Here is a 24,848-nt window from a genome sequence, read left to right on the forward strand (position 1 = left end):
GTAACCTCCCCTGTGCAACTTCCTTACTACTTTACGCCAGGTTATTATTTATAGCCCTGTAACCGGCATAGAAGTCTCCGGAAACCCGTAGACAGCATCCATACATTTTTTTCGAAGCCATGTCCGGGAGATATAATGGGTTTTGTTGTTTTTCGATGGCAGGGTATAACTCCTCTTATCGAAGGATGGCCAGACAACCAGAATCATCGGCTCCCTCGAGGTTTAAGTTTTATATTTATATAATTCTTCAGCCAGTTTACGGTCATTAGACAGACGCTGTACTTTATTCTGTCCGCCAAGTTTTCCTATGCTCCTCATATAATCTGCAAAGCCGTCTTTTTTTATTTTTGTTATTTTCAGGGGTTGCAGTATGTTGCCTGCAATAAGGTCATAATAATAGCTGTTTTGTTTCCGGAGGGCTTCATCTATTTTGAGGGCAAATCCTTCGGGATCTTCCGGTTCTTCTCCAAATTCCACCAACCATTCATGATAAGGGAGTTCTCCTTCTCCGGGATCGGTTTGCGGGGCTACGGTGAACTCGTTTATACTTCCCCCGAAATTTTCGATACCCTGTCGCATTGCTTCTTCCACTTCCTTGGCAATAACATGTTCGCCAAAGGCGGATGTAAAGTGTTTTATCCTTCCGGAAACAATTAAACGATAGGGTTTCAGTGAAGTAAATTGTACGGTATCTCCCAGGTTGTATGCCCATAGACCGGCATTGGTAGATATGATCATCACATAATTCACCCCAGTTTCCACATCTTTGATGGTAATCCTGTCCGGGTTTTCTTCAAAAAAGGCATCGGCACGAATGAATTCATAGAAAATGCCGGAATTCAGCTGAAGCAACATCCCTTTTTCCTTTTGGGAGTCCTGATAGGCAAAAAAACCTTCACTGGCGGGAAAGAGCTCTATACTGTCTACCTTTCTTCCTATAAGGTTTTCAAACCTGGCCCTGTAGGGTTCGTAATTCACCCCGCCATAGATAAAAAGCTGGAAATTCCTGAAAATATCGCCCACCTTTTTGCCTGTCCTGGCATGCAACTTTTCGAAGTACATCTGTACCCACGAAGGTATTCCGCTTATAACCGACATATCTTCCCTGAGGGTTTCCTCTACAATGGCATTGACCTTGGTTTCCCAATCCTCAATACAATTGGTTTCCCAGCTTGGCATCCGGTTTTTCTGAAGATATTGAGGTACATAGTGTGCTACGATACCGGACAACCTGCCGAGTTTTATACCGTTCTTGTCCCGGAGTACGGGGCTCCCCTGTAAAAAAATCATTTTCCCGTCTACAAAGGAGGCGTTCCCGGTTTCGTGAATGTAACACAGTATGGCATTTCGTGCCGCCCTGATATGGTGGGGCATGGAATCGGCGGTTATGGGTATGTATTTCGCCCCGGAAGTGGTGCCGGAAGTCTTGGCAAAATACAGGGGTTTGCCTTTCCACAACACATTTTCCTCACCTCCTACCACTCGTTCTACATAGGGTTTCAGGGCTTCGTAGTCGCGTACAGGGACCCGCTTCGTAAAATCGTGGTGATTCCGGATATGTCCGAAGTCGTGATCTTTTCCGAAAGCCGTTGCAGAGGCGGAATTTATAAGTTCCCGGAATACTTTTTCCTGGGTTTCTACCGGGCGGTTCGCCCATTGCCGGATCTTCCTGTATGTAATTCCGGCAAATATTTTTGCGGCAAAGGATTTTAAAGACATATGCTGAACTTGACAAATCACCGCGAGTTGCCCCGGTGATGGCGAAAGCGGTTTCCCGTTTTTTTATTTTAATCAAAATCTATATAGTCGGTGGGGTTCACCGGATAGCCGTTACTCCACAATTCGAAGTGGAGGTGCGGGCCTGTGGAGAGTTCGCCGGTATTACCCATAGTAGCTATTACTTCCCCGGCTTTTACGAGTTCTCCCTGCGATTTGGTAAGGGACCCGTTGTGCTTATATACGGATATAAGGCCGAAAGAGTGCTCTATGATACAGACATAACCGGTTTCTACGGTCCACTCCGCAAATATAACAATCCCATCGGCAACTGCTTTAACCGGGGTACCGGAAACACCGGTTATATCTACGGCAAAATGTTTGCCTTCGAGATTGTAAGTATTGGAGATAACTCCGGAAACCGGTGGAAACAGTACAAAATTTACTTTGGAAAGAGCGCTTCCCACCAGGTTGTACTTGTCTTCCATAGCTACTTCTTCCCTGAGGGCCATATCTTCTTTACCGGGACTGAGATCTACTCCGGAAAGATCCGGACGTTCTCCTTTGGCCAGCGAATCCGCAGGTGCTTCGGCTTCCATATCTGCCGGACTTACCTCTCCCGTCAGGACCTTTTTAACATTATCTATATACCTGTCGTTGTAATCCAGGACAGATACCAGGGAATCTGTCTTATAGGTAAGTTCTGCGACCTGTCTCTTTAAGGCGGTAGAAGAATATCCGGGAATGTATTCGCGCAAAGGGGTAAATGCGATCAGAATAGTGGTGATGGCTATGAGAAATACGGCAAAAGACGTCCCTACGACAAATACATTGAGCCTGTTAAGCCGGAAGGAAAGCCGCTCTTCAAAAGTATCTTCGTTCAGAATAACCAGCCGATACTTATGCAAAAGCTTTTTTGCAAGTTTCTTTCTTTTGGGTTTATTTTCTGCCATAATTCCTGCAAATATAGCGTTCTAAACAGAGCTCAGTTCTTAAAAATATAATAATTAACGCCTCGATTAAACTTTTCTTATTACCTTTGTTACAGTAAATTTAAGTAAAAATGATGTCATTGAATATTTTTTTAGGAATGATCGGCCCTTGGCAGATAGTATTGGTAGTAGTAGTACTTCTGTTGCTTTTCGGCGGTAGAAAAATACCGGAACTGATGCGGGGACTTGGAAGTGGGATAAAAGAATTTAAAGACGCTACGAAAGAGGACGAACCTTCTCCCGAAAGCAACAAGAAAGAATAGTTTTATACTACTATAGACAATCTAACGACCTTTATCCCAAGCGGGATAAGGGTCTTTTTTGTTTAAGCCGATACCCCAAACTTCATAAAAAATATCTATATCAGTCTGTCATAGAGAGTTGTATACGCTTTCTTTCCAGGTCCACATCTATAACTTTTACCATAACGTGCTGATGTAGTTTCACCACACTGTTTACATCACTTACAAACTCGTTGCTGAGTCTGGAGATATGAACGAGCCCGCTTTCTTTCACCCCGATATCCACAAAACAGCCAAAATTGGTGATGTTGTTCACTATACCCGGGACCGTAGTTCCCGGTTTCACATCTTCAATAGTCTTCAGGTCTTTGCTGAACTCAAAGACCCCTGCCTTTTTCCTCGGGTCCAGGCCCGGTTTTTCGAGTTCTTTCAGAATATCCGTCAATGTGGGTAAACCTATGGTTCCGGTACAATATTTTTCCGGACGTATCCTGGCAATATTCTCTTTGTTCCCTATCAGTTCCGAAACTTCAAGTTGCAGGTCTGCCGCCATTTTCTCCACTACGGCATAGCTTTCGGGATGAATGGCAGAATTGTCAAGCGGATTGTCGCTTTGTAACACACGGAAAAAAGCGGCACTCTGTTCAAAGGCTTTATTTCCCAGTCTCGGTACTTTCAGCAATTCTTTCCTGGAGCGTATCTCTCCGTTATTACTGCGATATTCCACGATCTTTTCGGCCAGGGCAGGCCCTATCCCCGAAACATAGCTCAAAAGACTCGGGCTGGCGGTATTTACATTTACCCCTACACTGTTTACGCAGCTCATTACCACGGCATCCAGACCGGTTTTTAACCTACCCTGGTCCACATCATGCTGGTATTGCCCCACCCCTATGGATTTAGGGTCCAGCTTCACCAGCTCGGCCAGGGGGTCCGCCAGGCGCCTTCCTATGGAAACCGCTCCTCTTACGGTAACGTCGTAATCCGGAAATTCCTGCCTTGCGATACTTGAAGCGGAATATACCGAAGCCCCGCTCTCGTTCACCACAAAAACCATTACATCACGATCAAAAGCTATTTTCTTTACCAGGGCTTCCGTTTCTCTTGATGCGGTACCATTACCGATGGCAATGGCCTCGATACGATAGGCATTGACCAATGATCGGATCTTCTTCATCCCCTGTGCGGACTCTCTTTGTGGCGGATGGGGATATATGTTCTCATTATGCAGAAGGTCTCCCCTTTCATCCAGGCATACGATCTTACAGCCGCTTTTATATCCCGGATCTATGGCGAGGATACGTTTTTCTCCCAAAGGAGGGGCCAGCAAAAGCTGCCGGAGATTTTCGGAAAATACTCTGATGGAAGCTTCATCGGCCTTTTCTTTGGCTTCTTTAAGTACTTCATTGGACACTGCGGGGTATAATAGGCGTTCGTAAGCCTCTTTTGCAGCTTTTCGGATATATTCCGAAGCCGGGGAAAATTCGTTCCGTATAACGGCTTTTTCGATGTTTTCCAGGACCGTGTCCTTGTCTACACCTATCTTTACCCGGATAACTTCTTCCTTTTCTGCACGGAGCATGGCCAGCAGGCGATGCGAAGGACACCTGTACAGCGGTTCGTTCCAGTCGAAATACTGGCGGTATTTCTGGGCATGCTCTTCCTTTTCCTTACCTTTAACCGCCACCGCGGAGATTTCGGCATTCCTGCGAAACATTCGCCTTACGGTGTGTCTCACCCTGCCGTTTTCGCTTATCCATTCCGCAATGATATCTACTGCTCCCTGCAGTGCATCTTCCACCTCTTCGACTTTATCGTTCAGAAACCGTAGCGCGGTAGTTTCCGGATCGGTTCCTCCGGACTGTGCCATCAATATTTTGGCCAATGGCTCCAGCCCTTTTTCACGTGCTGCCCCTGCCCTGGTATTGCGTTTGCGTTTAAAGGGCAGGTACAGGTCCTCCACTTCGGTCAGGTAATCCGCCTTTTCTATTTTCTGCTTCAGCTCCGGGGAGAGTGCTTCCTGTTCTTCTATGGACTTAAGCACCGATTCCTTTCTTTTCTGCAGCTCTTCAAAAGCATTCTTCAACCTTTGTATCTCAAAAATCTGCACCTCATCAAGGTTTCCCGTCATTTCCTTACGATACCGGGCAATAAAAGGGACAGTACTGTCTTCTTCCAGTAATTTTAATGTGTTTACAATACTTTTTTCGGGAAGGTCCGTATGGCTGGAAACGTAATTTAAAATATTCACGGCAAAAGAATGATTAAATGCAAAAGTTTTTCAGGCGGAATTACCCGCTGTTATCATTACAAGTAGTTGTTCGGTATAGGTTCTTCTGGTTTTATTCCGGTTTCTTTTCGGAAGTAAATTTTACGCTCTTCAATATGGATTCCAGTTCAAACATATAATCGCGTTTGTCTTCGGAGGGGGCAAAGGTAAGTCCTTCCAGCACCAGCAACCGGTCGTTTTCTTCGTCACGGATCAGGTAGCACAGGAAAGGTCCTGCCATGGCAAAATTTTTCATTTCCCACATCCCCTTGACCTCTATGGTAGGTTTTTTGGCCAGCGTAATATCAAAAATATAAGGCGCGTATGCTTTCTGGGTTATCATGTACATCCCTTCTTCACGTCCGGGTACGTATTTTTTACCGATAGAATCGTGCATTTTTATAAAGGCATCTACCCTGGAAGAATCGCCGGGAATGCTGTTCAAAGGAAGTTCGTACACGAAGATGTGCATGGTTCCTTTGGGAATAACCCGCTCTATCCAGATAAAATTATCTTCCTGTTTTGAGGTTTTGTATACGGAAGGCATGGTAAGGCTAATACCGAACTTCTGTTGTACATAGGGCTCTTTATTCAGTGCAGTATGAAATCTTTTCTGGTTTTCCCTGATATCATTGTCTTTGAATTCCTGAATGTACTGTTCCGAAGTCTTTCCGATAAGATCGATCAGCGAACCGTTGTCAGGTGCCCGGACAATACCTATTTTTTGCGGACGTGCATAAGTATCGGTCTTTATCCCCGAATTCACCGCCGAATCTCTTTGAACGAAAAGGATGTTCCGGCTCTTGGTTGTGGACCCCTTAAAGACCGGAAGGGGTATCTGGTGGAGGGTAAAAACAGGCTCTTCCCACGGAAGGCCATCTACCGGAGCGGCATAATATTCGCGTATCTCATCGCCCACTTCACCCTTCCACATCTCGTTATCTATAACTACAGCGAGAGAATTGATAGCCCCTACGGACTCGGGCAGATAGCTTTTTTTATCTTTTTTATTCTCCTGGCAGGAGGCAAAAACCAATAGAATACCGGCCAAAAGAACGGTAAATAATCCGTGACGCTGCAGGCCTTTACCTGCATGGTCTTTCTTCCGGTCGTTTTTCAACATCCTGTCTGCCTTATAACGGGCAGGCGCATTGTGTGTCATTTTGTTTTAGATTTAGTGGTTCGTTCTAACAGTTACAAAGCTTCAGCTTCATTCCCGGTTTTAAATTATTCCCACTAATATCGTTCCAATCTCGAATATTTTTTACAGAAATTCCCTGAAATTTTTTGGAGATCGTCCAGAGCGAGTCTCCTTTTTTTACCGTATACACCTTATTTCCGGAAGAAACGGGGGTAGCCGAAGCTGTTTTTGTCATCGGCTTCAGGACAGATTTCTTTGGGTATATGGTAAGGCGCTGACCTATTTTCAGGCGATTGTTTCTCAGACCATTCCACTGTTTCAGGTCGCTGACACGAACGCCGTAATGATTTGCTATTCTTCCCAGGTAATCACCTTTTTTCACCCGGTATGTTATCCTGCTGTTCTTTTCAAAAAACTGGGGCAGGGGTTTTTCTTTTTTGGCTTCTTCGGCTTCTATATGTGCATAAATAGCCCCTTCGTTGGCTACGAATTTTCCCAGAGCAGCACTCGGAAGCCGTAAGGGGTGTATTTCGTCCTTGATAAAAGGGACAACATCCAGTTTATATGAAGGGTTTAAAAACTGTAACTGGTCCACATCTACATTGATGAGTTCGGAGATCTGGTCGAAACTTACGGACCGCTTTACGTGAACCGTATCGGTTTCAAAATAAGCCACTTCCGGTCTTTGTACATGCAATCCGTGTTCTCCGGCATATTCGAATATATACATCATGGCGAGGAAAGAAGGCACATAGCCCGCTGTTTCCCTGGGCAGAAAAGGCCTCAGGTTCCAGTAGTTCTGATACCCCCCGGAACGGCGGATCGCCTTCGATACGTTGCCCGGGCCGGAGTTATAGGCTGCCAGGGCCAGGTCCCAGTCACCAAATATTTCGTAGAGTTTGGCCAGGTATTTACACGCCGCTTTGGTAGATTTTACAGGGTCGCTCCGTTCATCTACATAAGAACTCACTTCCAGATCGTATATTTTTCCGGTACTGTACATAAACTGCCATATACCGGTAGCGCCCACCCATGATTTCGCCCTAGGATTCAATGCAGACTCTATAACCGCCAGATATTTCATTTCCAAAGGGATGTCATTGTTATCCAGCTCCTGTTCGAACATGGGGAAATAGTACTGGCTTTTTAACATCGTTCTCTCCAGAAAACCCCTTTTGTTCTTCAGGAAGTTTTTAATAACACTCTCCAGTTCGGGATTGTATTCCACATTGAAAGGCGTTTTTTCATTCAATTCTGCCAGTCGCGCTTTCAGGATGTTGGTAGGTAATTCCTTATACTCAATTTTTTCATAGTCCAGTTCGGTAACGGTCTGCACAATGGTATCGTATAAACTGTTATCGTATAATTCCTTAAGCCAAAGACTGTCTATCTTCGCTGCCAGGGAATGATCGCGTAACCTGTACTTCCCATCAATTTTTTCAATGGTTACTTTTGGTAATAAGGAGTCTTTCTTTTCGATCGTAAATTCTGTCCCATCCGGAGATGCCTGATTTTCATCGATTTCTGCAACTTCCTGCGCGTAGCCCCATGTGGTGACCGTGGCTAAGAATAGGGTGGCAAAATAGCGTTTCATCTGGTTTAGGTTCTTTTTTGGATTAACGGAAATCCCGTAAAAATCGTATTTTTTATTTAAATAACGCTTTTAAAACGTGTTAAAATAAACAATCCCCGCTTCGGGTTTACCAAAGCGGGGATGTATTCTGTATTATTAACCAAGTAAAAACTTACCCTATTCTAAAATAGCGGCAATTCCCGGCAGTGTTTTTCCTTCCAGGCTTTCGAGCATAGCCCCGCCCCCGGTAGATACGTAACTCACTTTATTTTCAAAACCGAACTGCTTTACAGCTGCTACGGAATCTCCTCCTCCAACAAGGGAAAAAGCTCCGTTTTTGGTCGCTTCTTCTATAGCATAACCGATGGCTTTGGTTCCGTTCTGGAAATTCTCCATTTCAAAAACCCCGACAGGACCATTCCACAATATGGTTCTGGATTGTAGAATAACTCCTTTGAAATTCTCCAGAGTTTTAGGCCCGGCATCCAGTCCCTGCCACCCGTCAGGGATTTCATTTACGGCAACTTCCTGCGTATTGGCATCATTATTAAAGCCGTCCGCAGCAATAACATCTACAGGCAAATGTACTTTCACCCCTTTTTCTTCGGCCTTTTTCAGTATTTCCATAGCCAGATCCTGTTTGTCATCTTCGCAGATAGAATCTCCTATCTTACCTCCCTGTGCTTTGATAAACGTATAGGTCATCCCTCCGCCTATGATAAGGTGGTCTATTTTATCCAGAATATTTTCAATGATCGTAATCTTAGAAGACACTTTAGACCCCCCGAGTATGGCAGTAACGGGTTTTTCCCCGGTTTTCATCACTTTATCTATGCTTTCTATTTCTTTTGCCAGCAAATACCCGAAACATTTACGGTCTTCGAAAAATTTTGCCACTATAGTAGTAGATGCATGGGCCCTGTGCGCAGTGCCGAAAGCGTCGTTTACATAAACATCCCCGAGTCTGGACAACTGTTCTGCAAAGGCCTCGTCCCCTTTTTCTTCTTCTCCGTGAAACCTCAGGTTTTCCAGCAGGAGTATTTCTCCGCTTTTCAGACTGGCCACAGCTTCCTCTGCTTTTTTCCCGACGCAGTCTTCCACAAAATTCACTTTAACACTAAGTATGTCAGACACCGCATTTACGATATGCTTTAAAGACATGGAATCCTGCCGTTGTCCTTTCGGCCGGCCGAGATGGCTCATCAATACGGCACTTCCTCCATCTTCAAGAATTTTAATAACCGTAGGTTTTGCAGCTTCTATACGGGTAGTATCGGTCACGTTAAATTCCGCATCGAGGGGCACGTTAAAATCCACACGGATCAATGCTTTTTTTCCTTTAAAGTCAAAATCATCTATTGTCTTCATAAAAGTATGTGTTTACGTATTTTTAAAGGGTTTTCCGCACCTTTGGATATATGTAGAGCCGGTACGAAAGCACAAATGTAAATAAATATTGGCTTGTAAAAATAGCGGTTTTATTAGAATAATGTTAAATCGGCATGGGATAGTACAGCAAATACATCGTCTGTTATCCTGTGACAGGACCGTAACCTGACGTCTGTAATTTATTACACCCGCATAAGAGACTATTTATATTCTTATAAACCCTTTATATTTGCCGTATGCTATTCAAAGACATCCTTGGACAGGAACATATCAAAAAACATCTGACCGTTAGTGCGGAACAGGACAGAATACCGCATGCCCAATTGTTTGTAGGGGCGGAAGGAAGCGGCGTACTGCCCATGGCCATCGCCTATGCACAGTATATACTGTGTGGCAATACGGGAGGGGAAAACAATACGGGATCGGAATCCTGTAACCTCAAATTTGATAATCTCGGCCACCCGGACCTTCACTTTGCCTTTCCGGTCGCAGCCAACGGCAAGATAAAATCGCGCCCGGTAAGCAACAACTTCCTGGAGGAATGGCGACAGTTTGTCAAGGAACATCCTTACGGAACCCTGTTCGAATGGTACCAGATGCTCGGCATTGAAAACAAGCAGGGACAGATTGGCGTGGATGAAGCCCAGGAAATCGTAAAATCACTTTCGCTCAAACCATACGAAGGCGGTTACAAGGTAATGATCATCTGGATGGCTGAAAAACTGAATACTTCTGCCGCCAACAAATTGCTGAAGCTCATTGAGGAGCCGCCAAACAAAACCCTGTTTATACTCATTGCGAAAGAGGAGGAACAGATTATACAAACCATCCTTTCGAGATGCCAGATCCTGCACTTTCCTCCGCTGGCAGAGGTTGCCGTCCGGGAAAGGCTTATAATTCAAGGTATTCCGGAAACCGATGCGCTAAAAATAGCACATCAGGCCAACGGGGATTACAACCGGGCCATGGTGCTGGCAGACAGGGATAACAGTGACCTTACTTTCGAAACCTGGTTTGTACAATGGGTACGGTCTGCATTCCGGGCCAAGGGAAATAAGGCAGCAATACACGATCTGATAGCCTGGGGGGAGCAAATAGCCGCTACGGGAAGGGAAACACAGAAACTCTTTCTCAATTATTGCCTGGACGTATTCCGGCAGGCCCTTTTGCTCAATTATAATGCCGGTTCACTGGTTTTTATGGAATTTCGTGTAGAAAATTTCAAGCTGGAAAAATTCGCTCCTTTCATAAGCGGTAATAACATCAACGAAATTACACGTGAACTGCAGGATGCCATTTACCATATTGAACGCAACGGAAATTCGAAGATCGTACTTACGGACCTGTCCATAAAACTTACCCGTTTATTGCACAAATACTGATATTCTCAAAAACAAGGCCATGGAAAACCTCAGGGACAACAGCACCGAAATCCTCTTACTTCTGATCCTCATCGTAACTTTCGTGCAAAGCGGATTGGATAAAATAACGGACTGGAAAGGCAATATTGCATGGCTTCGCGAACACTTTGCCCGGACTTTCCTGAAAAATATGATACCGTTTTCCGTAGCGGTGATACTTATACTGGAGATCATTGCCGGATTGCTTTGTATATTGGGGCTAATCCGCATACTTACGGATAACGACACGACTTTTGGTTTTTACGGTGCCGTTCTTTGCTGTGTCACTTTATTGCTCCTCCTTTTGGGACAACGGATCGCCAAAGATTATGAGGGTGCCCGGGGTATCGTCATCTATTTCATCCCGGCCATTTTTGCTGTTTACCTACTACAATAACCGGCACCGTCTGCACCCGCTCATTTTTCAGCTACTTCTCCTTTCAGAAAGGTATCCAGGAAACTGCGTATTTCCCCGTATCCCCTGATTTCATTTTCTTTTTTAACAAACCCATGGCCTTCATCGGGAAATACGATATACTCCACAGGAATATTATTCTGTTCCATCGCCTCTACGATCTCATCGGATTCTACCTGCAGCACGCGGGGGTCGTTGGCCCCCTGTAAAACCATTACCGGGTTTTTGATCTGGTCTGCATGAAAAAGCGGTGATATTGCACGTAGTCGTACGGAATCGGCGGTATTAGGGTCTCCCAGTTCTTCGTAGAGTGCCGTACGGAAGGATTCCCAGTACGGGGGAATAGACCTCAGCGTCCGCAACCAGTTGGTCACTCCGAAAATATTAACTCCTGCTTTAAATTCTTCCGGTTCAAAAGTCATTGCTGCCATGGTCATATACCCGCCATAGCTTCCTCCGATAATCCCTATTTTATCCGCATCTATATAGGGTTGTTCCTGCAACCACTTTTTACCCCATATACAGTCCTTGAGGTCTTTATCCCCGTGATTTTTGTCATCCTTTTTGTAGAATGTTTTTCCATAGCCACTGCTCCCCCTGTTATTTACGGCAAGTATGGCGTAACCACTGTTCACAAGATATTGTATCAGTGAGGAATACCCTGTCCTGGACTGTCCCCCCGGTCCTCCGTGTACCCATACCAGGGCAGGTACCTTGTTTTCTTCTGTTGCGGTGTGGGGCTTGTAGTAAATTGCCGGTATTTCGAGGCCGTCAAAAGATTTGAAACGCACTACTTCTGCAGCAACTAGGTCATCCTTGTTAATTTGCGGGTTGAGCGTTTCTGTGAGCTTCTTCATTTCCCCGGTGTTAAAATCATAGATATACAGGTTATTGGGAGATTTTGAAGTCCCTACGGTCAGACGCATTTTATCTTCGCTTTCCGAAATACTTACCGCCACGATGTCACCGTCCGGTATTTCGGGGAAATCCACCTCCTTTTCTGTCGTATTATCCAGTATTATCAGCGTATTCTTCCCGTCTTCATTAATGGCAACAACCCTGTATTTTTCATTTTCACTTACATAGCTGTACATCACGTCCCAATCTGTTTTATACAAGGTAGTCCTGTTTCCTGTAGCCAGATCGTATTTAACGAGATAGGAAAATTCGGCGTCGGCATCCGTGATATAGAAAAAATCTTTTCCGTCTTTACTGAAACCGGAACCGGAATAACTTCCGGGCTTTTCCGGATCGGATATTTCCTTCATGTCCCCGGAATCCCTGTAATAGAGGAACAAGCGGTTTTCGCTGGTAGTCACGGACTTGCTCAATGCCATTATTTTCTCATCTTCGGACATTCCGGAAAATTCGTAACCTTTCGTATTTTCATACAGCATTTCCTGTTTTTTGTCGGCCATCCTCATTTTATAAAGGTCAAAGTAGCGGGGATCTCGTTTATTGGACAGGAAATACATGGATTTTTTGTCTTCACTCCACCCGGCAAAACCGGATTTGGCCTTTTCTCCCGGCGTAAGATCGGTCGTGGTACCTTCGGAATCCAACAGGTAAATGTGGTTGATTTCGTTTCCTCCTTTGTCCGCAGAATATAACATCTCCCCTGTTCCGGGCACATATCCTATGGCAAAAAATGACTCTTCCGCAGAATTGGTTACCTGTTTTCTGAAACCGTCCTTAATATTAATTTCATACAGATTAAATATACCGGATTCATCACTACTCACCAACAATATGGATTCGTCATCGGAAAAGGCACCCCCGCTTATCCGGCTGTTACCATAAAACTGTTCTATGGTATATTCCTTTACTTTCACGGGTTCGGATTTTTTCCCTTTCTCCGTATTACAGGAAACCAGGAAAAATACGATCAGCAAAAACGAGAAGATCTTCATGGTTTGTTTTTAATTGGTTATTGTAACTATCTGACGATTAATGATGTTAGAAAGTTACGCTTTTTTTACATAAATTCTGAATTCCCTGGTTATACCTGATCACAAACCAATCATAAACAACTGATAATCAAAAATATGATATTTATAAGTGAAAAGTTTAGCGATTTTTTGATGTAGTTGTAATGAAGCCCAATCCTACTCCTGCCCGAGGGAATTCTTATTAAACCGTTCACTGTTCCATGTGTAACAATGCTATATTTTCCGAAAAACCGATGTGGTTAAAGAAATTCGAGGAACTGCAACGGATAGCTGGACCTGAAATTAAAACAATAAAAAAGCCCGGTTGAAACCGGGCCATTAAAATGAGATACCTTCAGCACTTTATTTTTTCTCCGAATACTTATCATTAAGTGCTTTCAGAATTTCCTTGGTAATGTCCTTGGTTTCTTCACCATACAGCACACTCCCGGCTTCATTTGCTCCCAGAATATAAGTATATCCGTTATTTTTACCGTAATCTTTAATAAATTCACGTACCTTTTTTACCAGAGAATCGATTTGCTCCTGGCTGTCCTGCTGCAACTGCATTTCTTCCTGCTGTACCTGTTGCTGTATCTGTTGCCTCTTTTGCATCAGTTGCTCATACTTTTCCTGAGCTTTGTTCTGTGCCATTTTGGATGCTTCTGCCTGGAAAGCCTGGGCTTCGGATTGCAGGGCCCTGGAAAGGCTGTCTGTCTTTTTCTCAAAAGTTTCGAGCTTGCCTTTGAATTTTGCTTCTATATCTTTCTTCTCCTGGTAATCATTGATAAGGGTCGTATTATCCACATAAGCTATTTTATCCTGCTGACAGGAAAACAATCCAAATAAAGCCACTCCGGCTATGAAAATTTTTTTCATCGGTTTTAAATTTGTTTACACGCAAAAATAGGAAAGTTTTCAAACCGGCATCTTTCGGCAGGTTTAATTTTTTAACAGATCCGGTTTTTTCCTTTCTTCCTTCTGTTTTTATTGATGTAAAGCAATATAACAAATATTTATTTACCTAAACAGGAATATAATTAAAAGCTATTAAAAACAGCCTTAATAAATACGATCTGGGAACGAATCCCTGCTATGTCAAGACATAGGCCTGCTCCGTCCGAGAAAGTGGCTTAAATCGCTTTATTTTACTTATTTAATTGTTTTATGACATAAATGAAGGAAGAATATTCGCCGGACCTCAAAGCTTTTTGATTTGAGCGCCACCCGGTGTAGAATGCACGGAAAAAATTCATTTTTCCGGTTTTATATTTTTCAGAAAGCAGGCTTACGTAAAAGGCATCAAACTTCATCGGGATCTTACGGATAACTTTCATTCCTCTTTCCTCAAAAAGCAATGTCATGGTTTCCGAAGAAAAATGCCAAAGGTGACGGGGTACATCGTATGCCGCCCAGAATTCTCCGTAATGGGAAGCATCGAAAGAGCGAAAGTTGGGAACGGCAACGAAAAGTGTCCCGTTGTCTTTAAGCATTTTTTTTATTTGCCGCAGCTGCATTTCCAGATCCGGGACATGTTCGAGGACATGCCACATGGTTATTACATCATATCCGGAAATATTTTCTTCTACAAAGGAAGCATCGGAATGTTCCCGTAACGGGATTCCCTTTTCGGCCGATCTTTTTCTGGCGGAAGCATTCGGTTCTATCCCCTCCACTTTCCAGCCGTCATTTTTTGCCACGTTTAGAAAATCTCCCGTACCCGCACCGATATCCAGAAGTTTTCCTTTTTCCGGGTTTTCGGAAAGAATATATTTCAGCTTTTGTTTCAGTGCGTAATTTTTTACCAGGTGATATACTTTCTCAAACAAACTTCTTTTAGAATCCGTGTGAGAAATATAATCTTCACTCTGATAATATGCGGGCAGCTTTTCGGCATCCGGTGCAGGATAAGTGCGAAGCATTTTATATTTCTCATCCCAAAGCAGAGAAAAAATCTCACCGCTTACGGTATGGTCTTTACATTTCAGATAAACGGAATTTTCGGTTTTGTCCATTCTTACAGGGAACTTAGATATTCGGTTTTGAGTTCTTTCAGGTAATTAAGCAAAAGGTCATAGTGTAATGAATTTACAGAAAGGCAATCGTCTTCATATGCCGAAGAAATCCTGATGGCAATATAGTGACGGATATCCATATCCTCATCATTGTCGTCATCCTTATTCCGGATACCTGTCAGATCTATATAAGAATCGGAAAGGATAAGGTTGTTTACCCGGACATCAAAAGTTTGATCATTCAATACTACTTCATATCGGTCACCATATCTGTACGGAAATAATTCATATTTATTTTCCAGAAACTTTTCAAACTGTGTTTTTCGTTTCGGGTTTTCAAAGACAAAGATATGCTCCCTGAATTTTATTCTTTTATCTATTTCTTTTGCCTTGCTCACTTCATAATTTGAAATACGCGGAGCCATGCGCAACGGAATACACCCGTGTATTAAAAAAAACAACCCCAGTAAACAGAGGGGTTGACAAAGGTGTTTCACGTGGAACGATCGTTTTTTCATCCTGTTTTGTCTATCTCCCCATATAAACGAGCATCACACTGATATCGCTCGGGGATACGCCGCTTATCCTCGAAGCCTGGGAAAGTGTAGCCGGGCGAATGCCTTTTAATTTTTCTCTTGCCTCGAACGAAAGCGATTTTAATTTGTCGTAATCAAAATTAGAAGGAATGGTAATATCTTCCAGGCGGTTCAATTTATCTGCATTATTTTTTTCCTTCTCGATATACCCGGAATACTTTACCTGTATTTCTGTTTGCTCCATCACTTCCTTATCCAGGTCATTTTCCTCAACATATTTTCTCACCTCCCCTACCCGGAGCATATCTTCCATCGTGATATTGGGACGGGAAAAAACCTTGTACATTTTATCTGATTGTTTCATCAGGGAAGATCCTTTTTCTTCAAGAACAGGGTTCATTTCGGACGGTTCTACACTCGTCTCCCTGAAAAAACCGATAAAAGCATCGGCACCTGATCTTTTCCTTTCCATACGGCGCAACCTGTCTTCTGATGCCAGCCCTATGGCATGTGCTTTCGGGGTGAGTCGAAAATCGGCATTATCCTGTCTCAGCAGCGTCCGGTATTCTGCCCTGGACGTAAACATACGGTATGGTTCTTCGGTGCCTTTGGTGATAAGATCATCGATAAGAACACCTATATAAGCTTCGTTCCTTTTTAGTATGAAGGGTTCTTTTTCGTATACTTTCAGGTGTGCATTAATGCCTGCCATCAATCCCTGGGACGCCGCTTCTTCATACCCTGTGGTACCATTTATCTGCCCGGCGAAAAACAGGTTTTCCACCAGCTTGGTCTCCAGCGTATGTTTTAGTTGTGTAGGCGGAAAGTAATCGTATTCTATGGCATAACCGGGGCGGAAGAATTTTACCTGTTCAAAGCCGCTTACGGAACGCAGGGCTTTGAACTGTACATCTTCGGGCAGGGATGTGGAAAAACCATTTACATATACTTCCACCGTATTCCACCCCTCGGGTTCTACGAATATCTGATGCCTATCCTTATCGGCAAAACGGTTTATCTTATCTTCTATAGAAGGACAGTACCTGGGGCCTATACTCTTTATTCTCCCATTAAACATAGGGGAACGATCGAAGCCTTCCCGGAGCAGATCGTGTACTTCCGGACTGGTATAGGTCATATAACAGGAACGCTGCTTCTCGAGAGGCCGGGTCTTATCGGAATAGGAGAATTTTTCCGGCACATCATCTCCGGGTTGTTCCTGCATCCTGGAATAATCCAGCGATCTTCCGTCAACTCTCGGCGGGGTCCCCGTTTTCATTCTTCCGGCATCAAATCCGAGTTCGATCAGGTCTTCCGTAATTCCGGTTGCCGCCCGCTCCCCTGCCCGGCCGCCTCCGAACTGTTTTTCTCCGATATGGATAAGTCCATTCAGAAAAGTACCATTGGTAAGGACCACTGCTTTTGCCTTTACTTCAATACCCAGGGAGGTTTTTACCCCGGTGATTTTCCCGTTTTCTACTATTAATCCGGATACCATTTCCTGGTAGAAATCCAGATTAGACGTCTGTTCCAGCATCAATCTCCATTCTTCCGCAAAGCGCATCCGGTCAGATTGTGCCCGCGGGCTCCACATTGCCGGTCCCTTCGATTTGTTCAGCATTTTAAACTGAATTGCGGTGCGGTCCGTTACTATTCCGCTATATCCTCCCATAGCATCGATCTCCCGGACGATTTGTCCTTTGGCTATTCCTCCCATGGCAGGGTTGCAGGACATTTGTGCAATGTTCTGCAGGTTCATTGTAATCAGCAGGGTCCTGGACCCCATATTGGCCGCTGCCGCGGCAGCTTCCGAACCGGCATGGCCCGCTCCTACTACAATAACATCATACGTTCTGTCAAACATGCCTAAGCTTTATTTTGTATTATTATACACTTTAAAATCCAGTATTCCACATAAGAAACATCCACTGTTCCACGTGGAACATATATAATTCTTCATCTTATTGTTCCACGTGGAACATTCTCATTTTATCTTCTTCTTTACTCCGCATCAAAGCAGCTTCTTCGCCAGACTTGTCCTTATATCCGCAGTAATGCAGCACACCATGTACTATTACCCTTCGCAGTTCATCTTCAAAATCAACCCCGAAATCCGAAGCATTTTCCCGTACTCTTTCTATAGAAATATAGATGTCTCCGTGAATCATATTCCCCTCCGTATAATCAAAGCTAATAATATCCGTCAGCGTATCGTGATCCAGGTATCTCTGATTCAGAGTAAGCAAATATTCGTCATCACAAAATATATAACTTATTTCTCCCGGAAGCTTCTCCTCCGATGCAATTACCCGGGTTATCCAGTCCGCATACCGTTGCTCATCTTCCAGGGCAAAATCCAGTTCGTAATGAAAACTAATCATCCTTCTTAAAATATTCTTTTACTTTCTCCTTGTAAATTTGCCGCAAAGGTAATACTTGTCTGTTTAATATTTCTATACCCTGTAAATATTCCTCCACTTCCGGCAGACGACCACCTTCCCCGGACTCGAACTGTCTCTTATCGGTATGACTTTCTCTCTTGTTTTCCTCTCCCTGCTCCATGGCGGCATTCTTTAACTTCAACAACTCGTGTTGCAGGTTTAGCATCCTCCTGAGCACATCCTGATTCATGCCGTCACGCAATAACCGGTCTTCCACCTGCTCCATTTCCCTGAGCAGTTTTTCCTTGTTCTTCCCGTTACTCTCCCCTTCCATATCGGATAATTGTTTTTCCAAAGCCTGTCTAAGTATTTGTTGTTGTTTGTAGATTTCAAACAGTTCTTCGGACTGTCCTTCCCCTTCTTCCGGATTTTTGCCGTCTTTTTTGTCTCCTTTACCTTCCTCTTTTTCCTTCTTATCCCCCTCTATGGCATTCTTCATTTTCCCATTCAGTTCTTCCTGTCCCTGGATAATATCGGGTAACTGCATCTCGTTATTTCCTTGTCCCTGTCCCATACCCATGCTCTGTTGTAAATTATCGAGAATATTACCCAGCAATGCTGCAAGATTGTTAGCTGATGCGAAGGCGTAATGCTGACTTGATGCACCTCGATATAATTCATTGTCGGACAGTCTTTCGATAGCCTTGTCAATATGAAAATGTGCATCGGTCACTTCTTTGTTTACCTGTTCGGAGAGTTCGGGCCTTCTCAAGGAAAGTGCAAAAATGCTATCATCTATATGCGAAAACATTTCTTTAAGGTTATGTTGCCTGTGCAGGCTGCGGGTCAGTGCCGGGTGATCATCCCGCATATCTTCCACAACTTTCATCAGGTCCTCCTGCTCAAAAGAAAAGGCCACAAGGTTCTTCAATATCTGCCGCAACACTTCGGCATCTTCCATATCGTCCGAGGAAGCCCCGGACTGCATGCCGGATTTCATATCCGCAGCCATCTGCTTCATTTTTTTACCTGCACTTCGCTGCTTCTCCCCGGCCTTTTCCTTTTCCCCTTTCTTCATTTCCTCCAGGGCCTTTTGTTGTTCTTCGGAAACAGTTTCTTCCTTCTTTTCGTCCCTTCCCAACTCCAGAGGTTTTTTTAATTCCTCGTTCTCCTTTTCCAGTTTTTTCAGTTCTTCTTTTAACGCATCGAATTCCTTATTCAAATCTTCCTGTAACTGTTCTTCTTTTTCTTTTTCATTCCCCGTCCCTTCCTTATTTTCCGTGCCGGCTTTCTCCTGTTTGTCCGCCAGTTTTTCCAGTTCCTTCCTCAGCCGTTCCGCATTCTGTGTTACATAATACCGTTTGGTAAGTTCCAGAACCTGTTCCAGGTTCTTTCTGTTATTCTGTTGTGATTTGGACAATTTCTCCAATCGCTGTGCCATGTTCTCCCTGTCCAGCTTATCCGTAACTTCTTTCAGTTCCTTTAATAATTCCTCATTCTTTTTCAGCTCTTCTCTTTGTCTTTCAAGACGTTCTTCCAATAGCTTTTTCCGCTCTTCGTCTTCTTCTCCCGGTACTTCATCCAGCCTCTCTTCCAGGTCTTCCGTAAACCGTTGCATAATCTTTTCCTGCTGCAATTGCCGCTCCAGGAAATCATCTATCTTTTGCCGGTCATTAAAAGATTTCTGTTCTTTCTCCATGTTGAGCGTATTGATCTCTTTCAATTCCTTCTGCTGATCTTCCATGTCCCCTAACGACCTTTCCAGCGACCGAATGGCATTTTTCTGTTTTTCCATCCGTTCCTTCTCCACCTCCGATTCCGTGCGGACCCTATACGTAAACATGCGCGATTTTGCCGTCTTTCCCCCGCGCAAAGCATCATTATCCTTCACTTCAAAATAAATCACATAATTACTTCCTCCCGACAACTGAAGATTATCGGGAAAGGCGTCTGCAAAACGATCTACATTAGATGATGTACTAATGCTTATTTTCTTTTCTTTCGGTTCATCTTCTTTATTCTCCGGGTAATATTTCATTTCAAGTCCATAAAACCCGTGGTCGTCGGAGACCTGTCCCACAAAATACACTCCCGACGATTTTGTAGAATCCCGGATTTCCTTTACTTCTATTTCCGGATATTCATCTTTTATTACCGAAATACCAAAACCGAGCGATTCGTAATCCGGAAGATCCTTATTCCCTGTTTTAATTTCGTACTCAGTATCCCGATATACTTTGACAGATTTGTTAAATGCCGCAATATTCCCTTCACGTGAAACCTTCTCAAAAGGGGCTACGGAGTCCCCCGAAACCCAATTTACATTCCCTGCATTTCTCGCTTTCAATTTCCAGGTTATCTCCGTGCCTTCGGGCACGGTAGCATTTCCTGTTCCGGTAAGGGTATCGGTACTCATTCCGAGATATTCCGGGTAATCCAGATGCATTTCAAAACCGGTCATCACAGGGGCATTAACGATCTCCAGCCGGTACGTTTTTGACCTTACATCATTGGCAGATAAATAAAACTCTGTTGTTCCTTCAGGCCTCTTGAACTCAAAACGGAAACTTCCCGGGCTCTCTTTCCGCATAAAATAATTTTCCCCGTTGAAATGTATTTCCACATCTTCCGGAACTACTTCCCCGGAAGTTTTAACCTCTACTTCAAAGGGTTTGCCCTCTATGCCCTTCAGGGAAATGTTCACCACAAAAAACTGAAAAGGGGCCGGTGGTTCATATGCGGAACGATAATGTACTACTCTTTCATAACTATCTGAAAACCAATAAATATTACCCGAAACCCATATCATTAAAACAATGATTACAGGGATCAGTGCATATTTTACATAACGTAGGTTCTTCCGGAAATCCACGGCAATCTGAAACGGGAAAGGTTGCAATTCTGCCGATTTCTGTTCTATACTGGCGAGAAGCAGTTCGTTACTTCCGTTTTCCGTTCCGGTATGGTCATCCGAAAGCTGCAGTACGTTGATAAGCTTGTCCCCTACTTCGGGAAAGTGACTTCCTATTATTCCGGAAGCTCTGGTATATCCGATACCCTTTTTTACACGTAAGAGCTTAAGTACGGGAATTGCAACGAACTTATACAGCAAAAATATTTCAACACCGACGAACAACCAGAACAATACGGTACGGCCTGTACTGCCCAGCCACAGAAAATGTTCCACGAGCAACGTACCTATAAAGTACAGCAGTCCTATTGCCGTAAACAACAATATGCCTTTTATAAGTTCGTTCATATAATATTTTCTTATAAAGGCTTCCAGCTTTTGCCGTATCAAATCAATACCCTGCATATTTCCGTTTTGATGTCCTGCCGGCGAAAAAATACTTCGCACAACTATCGTTTTGTTATAACCCATAAAGTTACAATTTTTTCCGTACTGCAAACTGTGGTTTGCGGCTTATGGAGAAACCCTTAAATTTGCCGGACAAACAAGGAAGAAATGACAAAAAAAGTTCGCGTACGTTTTGCGCCCAGCCCTACGGGGCCTTTACATATAGGAGGTGTCCGCACCGCACTGTTCAACTATCTCTTCGCCAAAAAGAACGGAGGGGATTTTATCCTCCGCATAGAAGATACGGATCAGAACCGCTACGTTGAAGGTGCCGAAAATTATATCGTCGAATCCCTTCAATGGTGCGGCATTCCCTTTGACGAAGGAACAGGCAAAGAAAAAGGTTTCGGGCCTTACCGGCAGAGTGAACGCAAACATCTTTATAAAGATTATGCCGACCGGCTCATTGCCAACGGTACGGCCTATTATGCTTTTGACACGGCGGAAGAACTGGATGCTCACCGCAAGCAGCATGAAAGCGAAGGCAAAACATTTATCTATAACTGGCACAACAGGCAGAAATTAAATAATTCCCTTGCACTTACGGCAGAAGAGACGCAAAAGAAGCTGGATGCCGGGGAAGATTACGTTATCCGCTTCAAATGCCCGGAAGACGAAACTTTAACGTTGAAAGATATTATCCGGGGTGAAATTACCGTGGATACCAAAATACTGGATGATAAAGTCCTCTTTAAGAGCGACGGCATGCCTACCTATCATCTTGCCAATATCGTGGACGATCATCTGATGGAGATCAGCCATGTGATCCGGGGTGAAGAATGGCTCCCTTCCCTGGCTCTCCACGTATTGTTATACCGTGCTTTTTCCTGGGAAGCACCGGAATTTGCACACCTTCCCCTTATTTTAAAACCTACCGGCAAAGGAAAGCTGAGCAAAAGGGACGGTGATAAACTGGGTTTTCCCGTATTCCCGTTGCAATGGTCTGACCCTGCTACCGGAGATGTTTCGCGGGGATATCGCGAAGACGGTTATTTTTCCGAAGCCGTAATAAATTTCCTCGCCCTTCTCGGATGGAACCCGGGAACGGAACAGGAGTTGTTCAGCAAGGAAGAGCTTATCCGCGCTTTCGACCTGGAACGGGTAAACAAATCGGGTGCACGGTTCGATCCGGAAAAAATAAAATGGTTCAACCATCATTACCTGCAACAAAAAGATGATACCCTGCTCGGGGAGGCTTTCGCAAAACTGTTGGAAAGCAAAGGGATACAGACTTCCCTTCCGTTAACGCGGATTGTGTCTCTCGTTAAAGAACGAGCCACTTTTGTAAATGATTTCTGGGACCAGGCTTCCTTCTTTTTCGAAACACCCGAATCCTATGACCAGAAGGCCTCGAAAAAACAATGGAAAGAAAATACGGCAGACCTTTTGCAACGGCTTATCACCGTACTGGAAAATGTTACTGATTTCTCTTCCGCCACTACGGAAGGAACAGTCAAGGAATGGATAAGTGACAACGGCTACGGATTCGGGCAGATCATGCCCCCGCTCCGTCTTGCACTGGTGGGTGAAATGAAAGGCCCCCATATTTTTGATATTATCGAAATACTCGGTAAAGAAGAAACCATAAGCCGCATTAACAAAGCCATAAGCACAATCGGTTAGTTTCCCGGCGCAACGTTTTATTATAACAGCCTCACAGTTTAACAAGACTTGTGAGGTTTTTTTGTGTATATTCACACATCATTAATCTATTAAAGACGAAGTCATGAGTTACCTATTTTATCCGTTGATTTTCTTTGCAGTCATCATCTTTATCTCTGCCTTTTTTGTGGTAAAGCAACAAACTGCTGCTATCGTGGAACGTTTCGGGCGTTTTGAAAGTATACGACATTCCGGCCTGCAGCTGAAAATACCTATCGTAGACCGTATTGCCGGGAAACTGAGTCTCAAAATACAACAACTGGATGTTATCGTGGAAACCAAAACGCTGGATGATGTTTTCGTCAAACTCAAGATTTCCGTCCAATATGTCGTTATCCGCGAAAAGGTTTACGAAGCATTTTACAAACTGGAATATCCCCATGACCAGATTACCAGTTATGTTTTTGATGTGGTACGTGCCGAAGTTCCTAAAATGAAACTCGACGACGTTTTTGTAAAAAAAGATGATATAGCCATAGCTGTTAAAGGTGAATTACAGGATGCCATGCTGGATTACGGTTATGACATAATCAAAACACTGGTTACGGATATTGATCCGGACGCCCAGGTGAAAGCAGCCATGAACCGTATCAATGCTGCGGAACGCGAAAAAATAGCAGCCCAGTTCGACGGGGATGCCGAACGTATACGTATTGTGGAAAAGGCGAAAGCGGAAGCGGAAAGCAAACGTCTGCAGGGACAGGGTATCGCAGATCAGCGAAGGGAAATAGCCAGAGGCCTGGAAGAATCGGTAGAAGTCCTGAACAAAGTAGGGATAAACTCGCAGGAAGCTTCTGCCCTGATCGTAGTAACACAGCACTACGATACTTTACAGTCCATAGGTGAAGAAACCAACAGTAACCTTATACTGTTACCCAACTCACCGCAGGCAGGAACGGATATGCTCAACAACATGGTTGCGGCATTCACCACCAGTAACCAGCTCGGGGAGGCCATGAAGAAATCTGCAAAGAAAGGAGAAGACAAAAACAGGCAATAGCCGATAGTTTTGCGGAAATGCCTTAAAATAACAGGCTCTGCACGCTTTTTATTTCTCAAATGAGTATCGGTGTTATCACAAAAACGATCTTCGCTTAAATCGCATTAAGGAAGGTCGTTTTTGATTATAAAAAATAATATTAAACGTGGATTCAATAGCTTTTACCAATAATAACAGCTTCCGATATTTTTCATCCGGACAATAGATTTATTTAATATCTTAATCTCATGCAAAACTCCTTTTATGTTTCCACGGATAAAACCATTCTTGACATTGATCTCATAGAAGATTTTCTCACCAACAAATCGTACTGGGCCAAAGGCAGGAGCAGGGAGATCGTGGAAAGATCCATTGCCAACTCCCTGTGCTTTGGTGTTTATACCAAAGAAGGTACACAGGTAGGTTTTGCCCGTGTAGTGACCGATTATGCTGTTTTCGCCTGGATCATGGATGTGTTTGTCCTTCCCGAATACCGAAAAAACGGTCTCGGAAAGTTACTGTTGAAAAACATAATGCAGCACCCGGAACTCACCTTTGTGGAAAAGTGGGGGCTGAAAACTCTGGATGCTCACCGTTTATATAAAAAGTTCGGATTTCACAATACTACGCAATCCGAACTGATTATGGAAAAAATTGTTTCTATATGAGAAACAGGCCGGATACCATAGTTATCGAGTCTTTTAGTTAAACGGGTTCCTAGCTATTAAAATACCATGATTTTGTTTCGTGCATGAAAAAGCAGACTTTTTCAACACTTTTATAAGTATCTTCTCTTTTCAGATAAGGTCGGTCAAACAATGGATAACACGTTAACCACCTGCCTCAGAATCA

Annotated in this window: 19 protein-coding genes; 6 read left to right on the plus strand and 13 right to left on the minus strand. The window is 43.8% G+C overall.

What is annotated here, in order from left to right; translation table 11 throughout:
• Positions 1 to 222 precede the first annotated feature (222 nt).
• Positions 223 to 1,719, minus strand: coding sequence for a GH3 family domain-containing protein (locus tag ED312_RS15190; RefSeq protein WP_123216874.1), 1,497 nt, complete (start codon positions 1,717 to 1,719; stop codon positions 223 to 225).
• A gap of 68 nt (positions 1,720 to 1,787) precedes the next feature.
• Positions 1,788 to 2,669, minus strand: coding sequence for a M23 family metallopeptidase (locus ED312_RS15195; RefSeq protein WP_123216875.1), 882 nt, complete (start codon positions 2,667 to 2,669; stop codon positions 1,788 to 1,790).
• A 110-nt stretch (positions 2,670 to 2,779) separates the two neighbouring features.
• Here ED312_RS15195 and tatA point away from each other — a divergent pair, with 110 nt between their 5' ends.
• The gene (gene tatA, locus ED312_RS15200) at positions 2,780 to 2,971 is read left to right on the plus strand and encodes a twin-arginine translocase TatA/TatE family subunit (RefSeq protein ID WP_123216876.1); all 192 of its coding nucleotides are present in this window, start codon (positions 2,780 to 2,782) and stop codon (positions 2,969 to 2,971) included.
• A 100-nt stretch (positions 2,972 to 3,071) separates the two neighbouring features.
• Here the strand turns inward: tatA and ED312_RS15205 are convergent, their stop codons facing one another.
• The 4 genes from ED312_RS15205 to ED312_RS15220 form a co-directional block, all read right to left on the minus strand.
• Positions 3,072 to 5,201, minus strand: a complete 2,130-nt coding sequence (locus ED312_RS15205; RefSeq protein WP_123216877.1) for a Tex family protein — start codon at positions 5,199 to 5,201, stop codon at positions 3,072 to 3,074.
• A gap of 91 nt (positions 5,202 to 5,292) precedes the next feature.
• Entirely contained in the window at positions 5,293 to 6,381 is a 1,089-nt protein-coding gene (locus ED312_RS15210; protein ID WP_240643119.1) for a DUF4837 family protein, read from the minus strand.
• Positions 6,382 to 6,406: 25 nt separating this feature from the next.
• Positions 6,407 to 7,954, minus strand: a complete 1,548-nt coding sequence (locus ED312_RS15215) for a LysM peptidoglycan-binding domain-containing protein (RefSeq protein ID WP_123216878.1) — start codon at positions 7,952 to 7,954, stop codon at positions 6,407 to 6,409.
• A gap of 156 nt (positions 7,955 to 8,110) precedes the next feature.
• Entirely contained in the window at positions 8,111 to 9,301 is a 1,191-nt protein-coding gene (locus ED312_RS15220; RefSeq protein WP_123216879.1) for a phosphoglycerate kinase, read from the minus strand.
• A 257-nt stretch (positions 9,302 to 9,558) separates the two neighbouring features.
• Between ED312_RS15220 and ED312_RS15225 the strand changes: the two genes are divergently transcribed.
• On the plus strand, positions 9,559 to 10,704 hold the full coding sequence (locus ED312_RS15225; RefSeq protein ID WP_123216880.1) for a DNA polymerase III subunit: 1,146 nt from the start codon (positions 9,559 to 9,561) through the stop codon (positions 10,702 to 10,704).
• 19 nt (positions 10,705 to 10,723) lie between these two features.
• A complete protein-coding gene (locus tag ED312_RS15230; RefSeq protein WP_123216881.1) occupies positions 10,724 to 11,119 on the plus strand; it encodes a DoxX family membrane protein in 396 nt (131 codons plus the stop codon).
• Positions 11,120 to 11,139: 20 nt separating this feature from the next.
• Here ED312_RS15230 and ED312_RS15235 read toward each other — a convergent pair whose 3' ends face one another.
• The 7 genes from ED312_RS15235 to ED312_RS15265 all read right to left on the minus strand — a co-directional run bounded on the left by ED312_RS15235 (position 11,140) and on the right by ED312_RS15265 (position 21,379).
• On the minus strand, positions 11,140 to 13,047 hold the full coding sequence (locus tag ED312_RS15235; RefSeq protein ID WP_123216882.1) for a S9 family peptidase: 1,908 nt from the start codon (positions 13,045 to 13,047) through the stop codon (positions 11,140 to 11,142).
• Between the two features lie 381 nt (positions 13,048 to 13,428).
• Positions 13,429 to 13,944: an OmpH family outer membrane protein gene (locus ED312_RS15240; RefSeq protein ID WP_123216883.1), complete on the minus strand. Its 516-nt coding sequence runs from the start codon at positions 13,942 to 13,944 to the stop codon at positions 13,429 to 13,431.
• Positions 13,945 to 14,213: 269 nt separating this feature from the next.
• Positions 14,214 to 15,080 carry a class I SAM-dependent methyltransferase gene (locus ED312_RS15245; RefSeq protein ID WP_123216884.1) on the minus strand — a complete coding sequence of 289 codons (867 nt, stop codon included), beginning with the start codon at positions 15,078 to 15,080 and terminating at the stop codon, positions 14,214 to 14,216.
• A gap of 2 nt (positions 15,081 to 15,082) precedes the next feature.
• Positions 15,083 to 15,505, minus strand: coding sequence for a hypothetical protein (locus ED312_RS15250; RefSeq protein ID WP_123216885.1), 423 nt, complete (start codon positions 15,503 to 15,505; stop codon positions 15,083 to 15,085).
• A 103-nt stretch (positions 15,506 to 15,608) separates the two neighbouring features.
• Entirely contained in the window at positions 15,609 to 17,480 is a 1,872-nt protein-coding gene (gene mnmG, locus ED312_RS15255) for a tRNA uridine-5-carboxymethylaminomethyl(34) synthesis enzyme MnmG (protein ID WP_123216886.1), read from the minus strand.
• Between the two features lie 97 nt (positions 17,481 to 17,577).
• The gene (ybeY, locus tag ED312_RS15260; protein ID WP_123216887.1) at positions 17,578 to 17,997 is read right to left on the minus strand and encodes an rRNA maturation RNase YbeY; all 420 of its coding nucleotides are present in this window, start codon (positions 17,995 to 17,997) and stop codon (positions 17,578 to 17,580) included.
• The gene (locus tag ED312_RS15265) at positions 17,990 to 21,379 is read right to left on the minus strand and encodes a DUF4175 family protein (protein ID WP_240643120.1); all 3,390 of its coding nucleotides are present in this window, start codon (positions 21,377 to 21,379) and stop codon (positions 17,990 to 17,992) included. The genes ybeY and ED312_RS15265 overlap by 8 nt, the downstream gene beginning before the upstream one ends.
• 84 nt (positions 21,380 to 21,463) lie before the next feature.
• Here ED312_RS15265 and gltX point away from each other — a divergent pair, with 84 nt between their 5' ends.
• The 3 genes from gltX to ED312_RS15280 all read left to right on the plus strand — a co-directional run bounded on the left by gltX (position 21,464) and on the right by ED312_RS15280 (position 24,664).
• Complete coding sequence (gene gltX / locus ED312_RS15270; RefSeq protein WP_123216888.1) at positions 21,464 to 22,978, plus strand: glutamate--tRNA ligase; 1,515 nt, start codon at positions 21,464 to 21,466, stop codon at positions 22,976 to 22,978.
• A 103-nt stretch (positions 22,979 to 23,081) separates the two neighbouring features.
• Positions 23,082 to 24,017 (plus strand): SPFH domain-containing protein, encoded by a 936-nt coding sequence (locus tag ED312_RS15275; protein WP_123216889.1) that lies wholly within the window; start codon positions 23,082 to 23,084, stop codon positions 24,015 to 24,017.
• A 227-nt stretch (positions 24,018 to 24,244) separates the two neighbouring features.
• A complete protein-coding gene (locus tag ED312_RS15280) occupies positions 24,245 to 24,664 on the plus strand; it encodes a GNAT family N-acetyltransferase (RefSeq protein WP_123216890.1) in 420 nt (139 codons plus the stop codon).
• Positions 24,665 to 24,848 lie beyond the last annotated feature (184 nt).

This window comes from Sinomicrobium pectinilyticum (assembly GCF_003725735.1).
GTDB classification, from domain to species: domain Bacteria; phylum Bacteroidota; class Bacteroidia; order Flavobacteriales; family Flavobacteriaceae; genus Sinomicrobium; species Sinomicrobium pectinilyticum.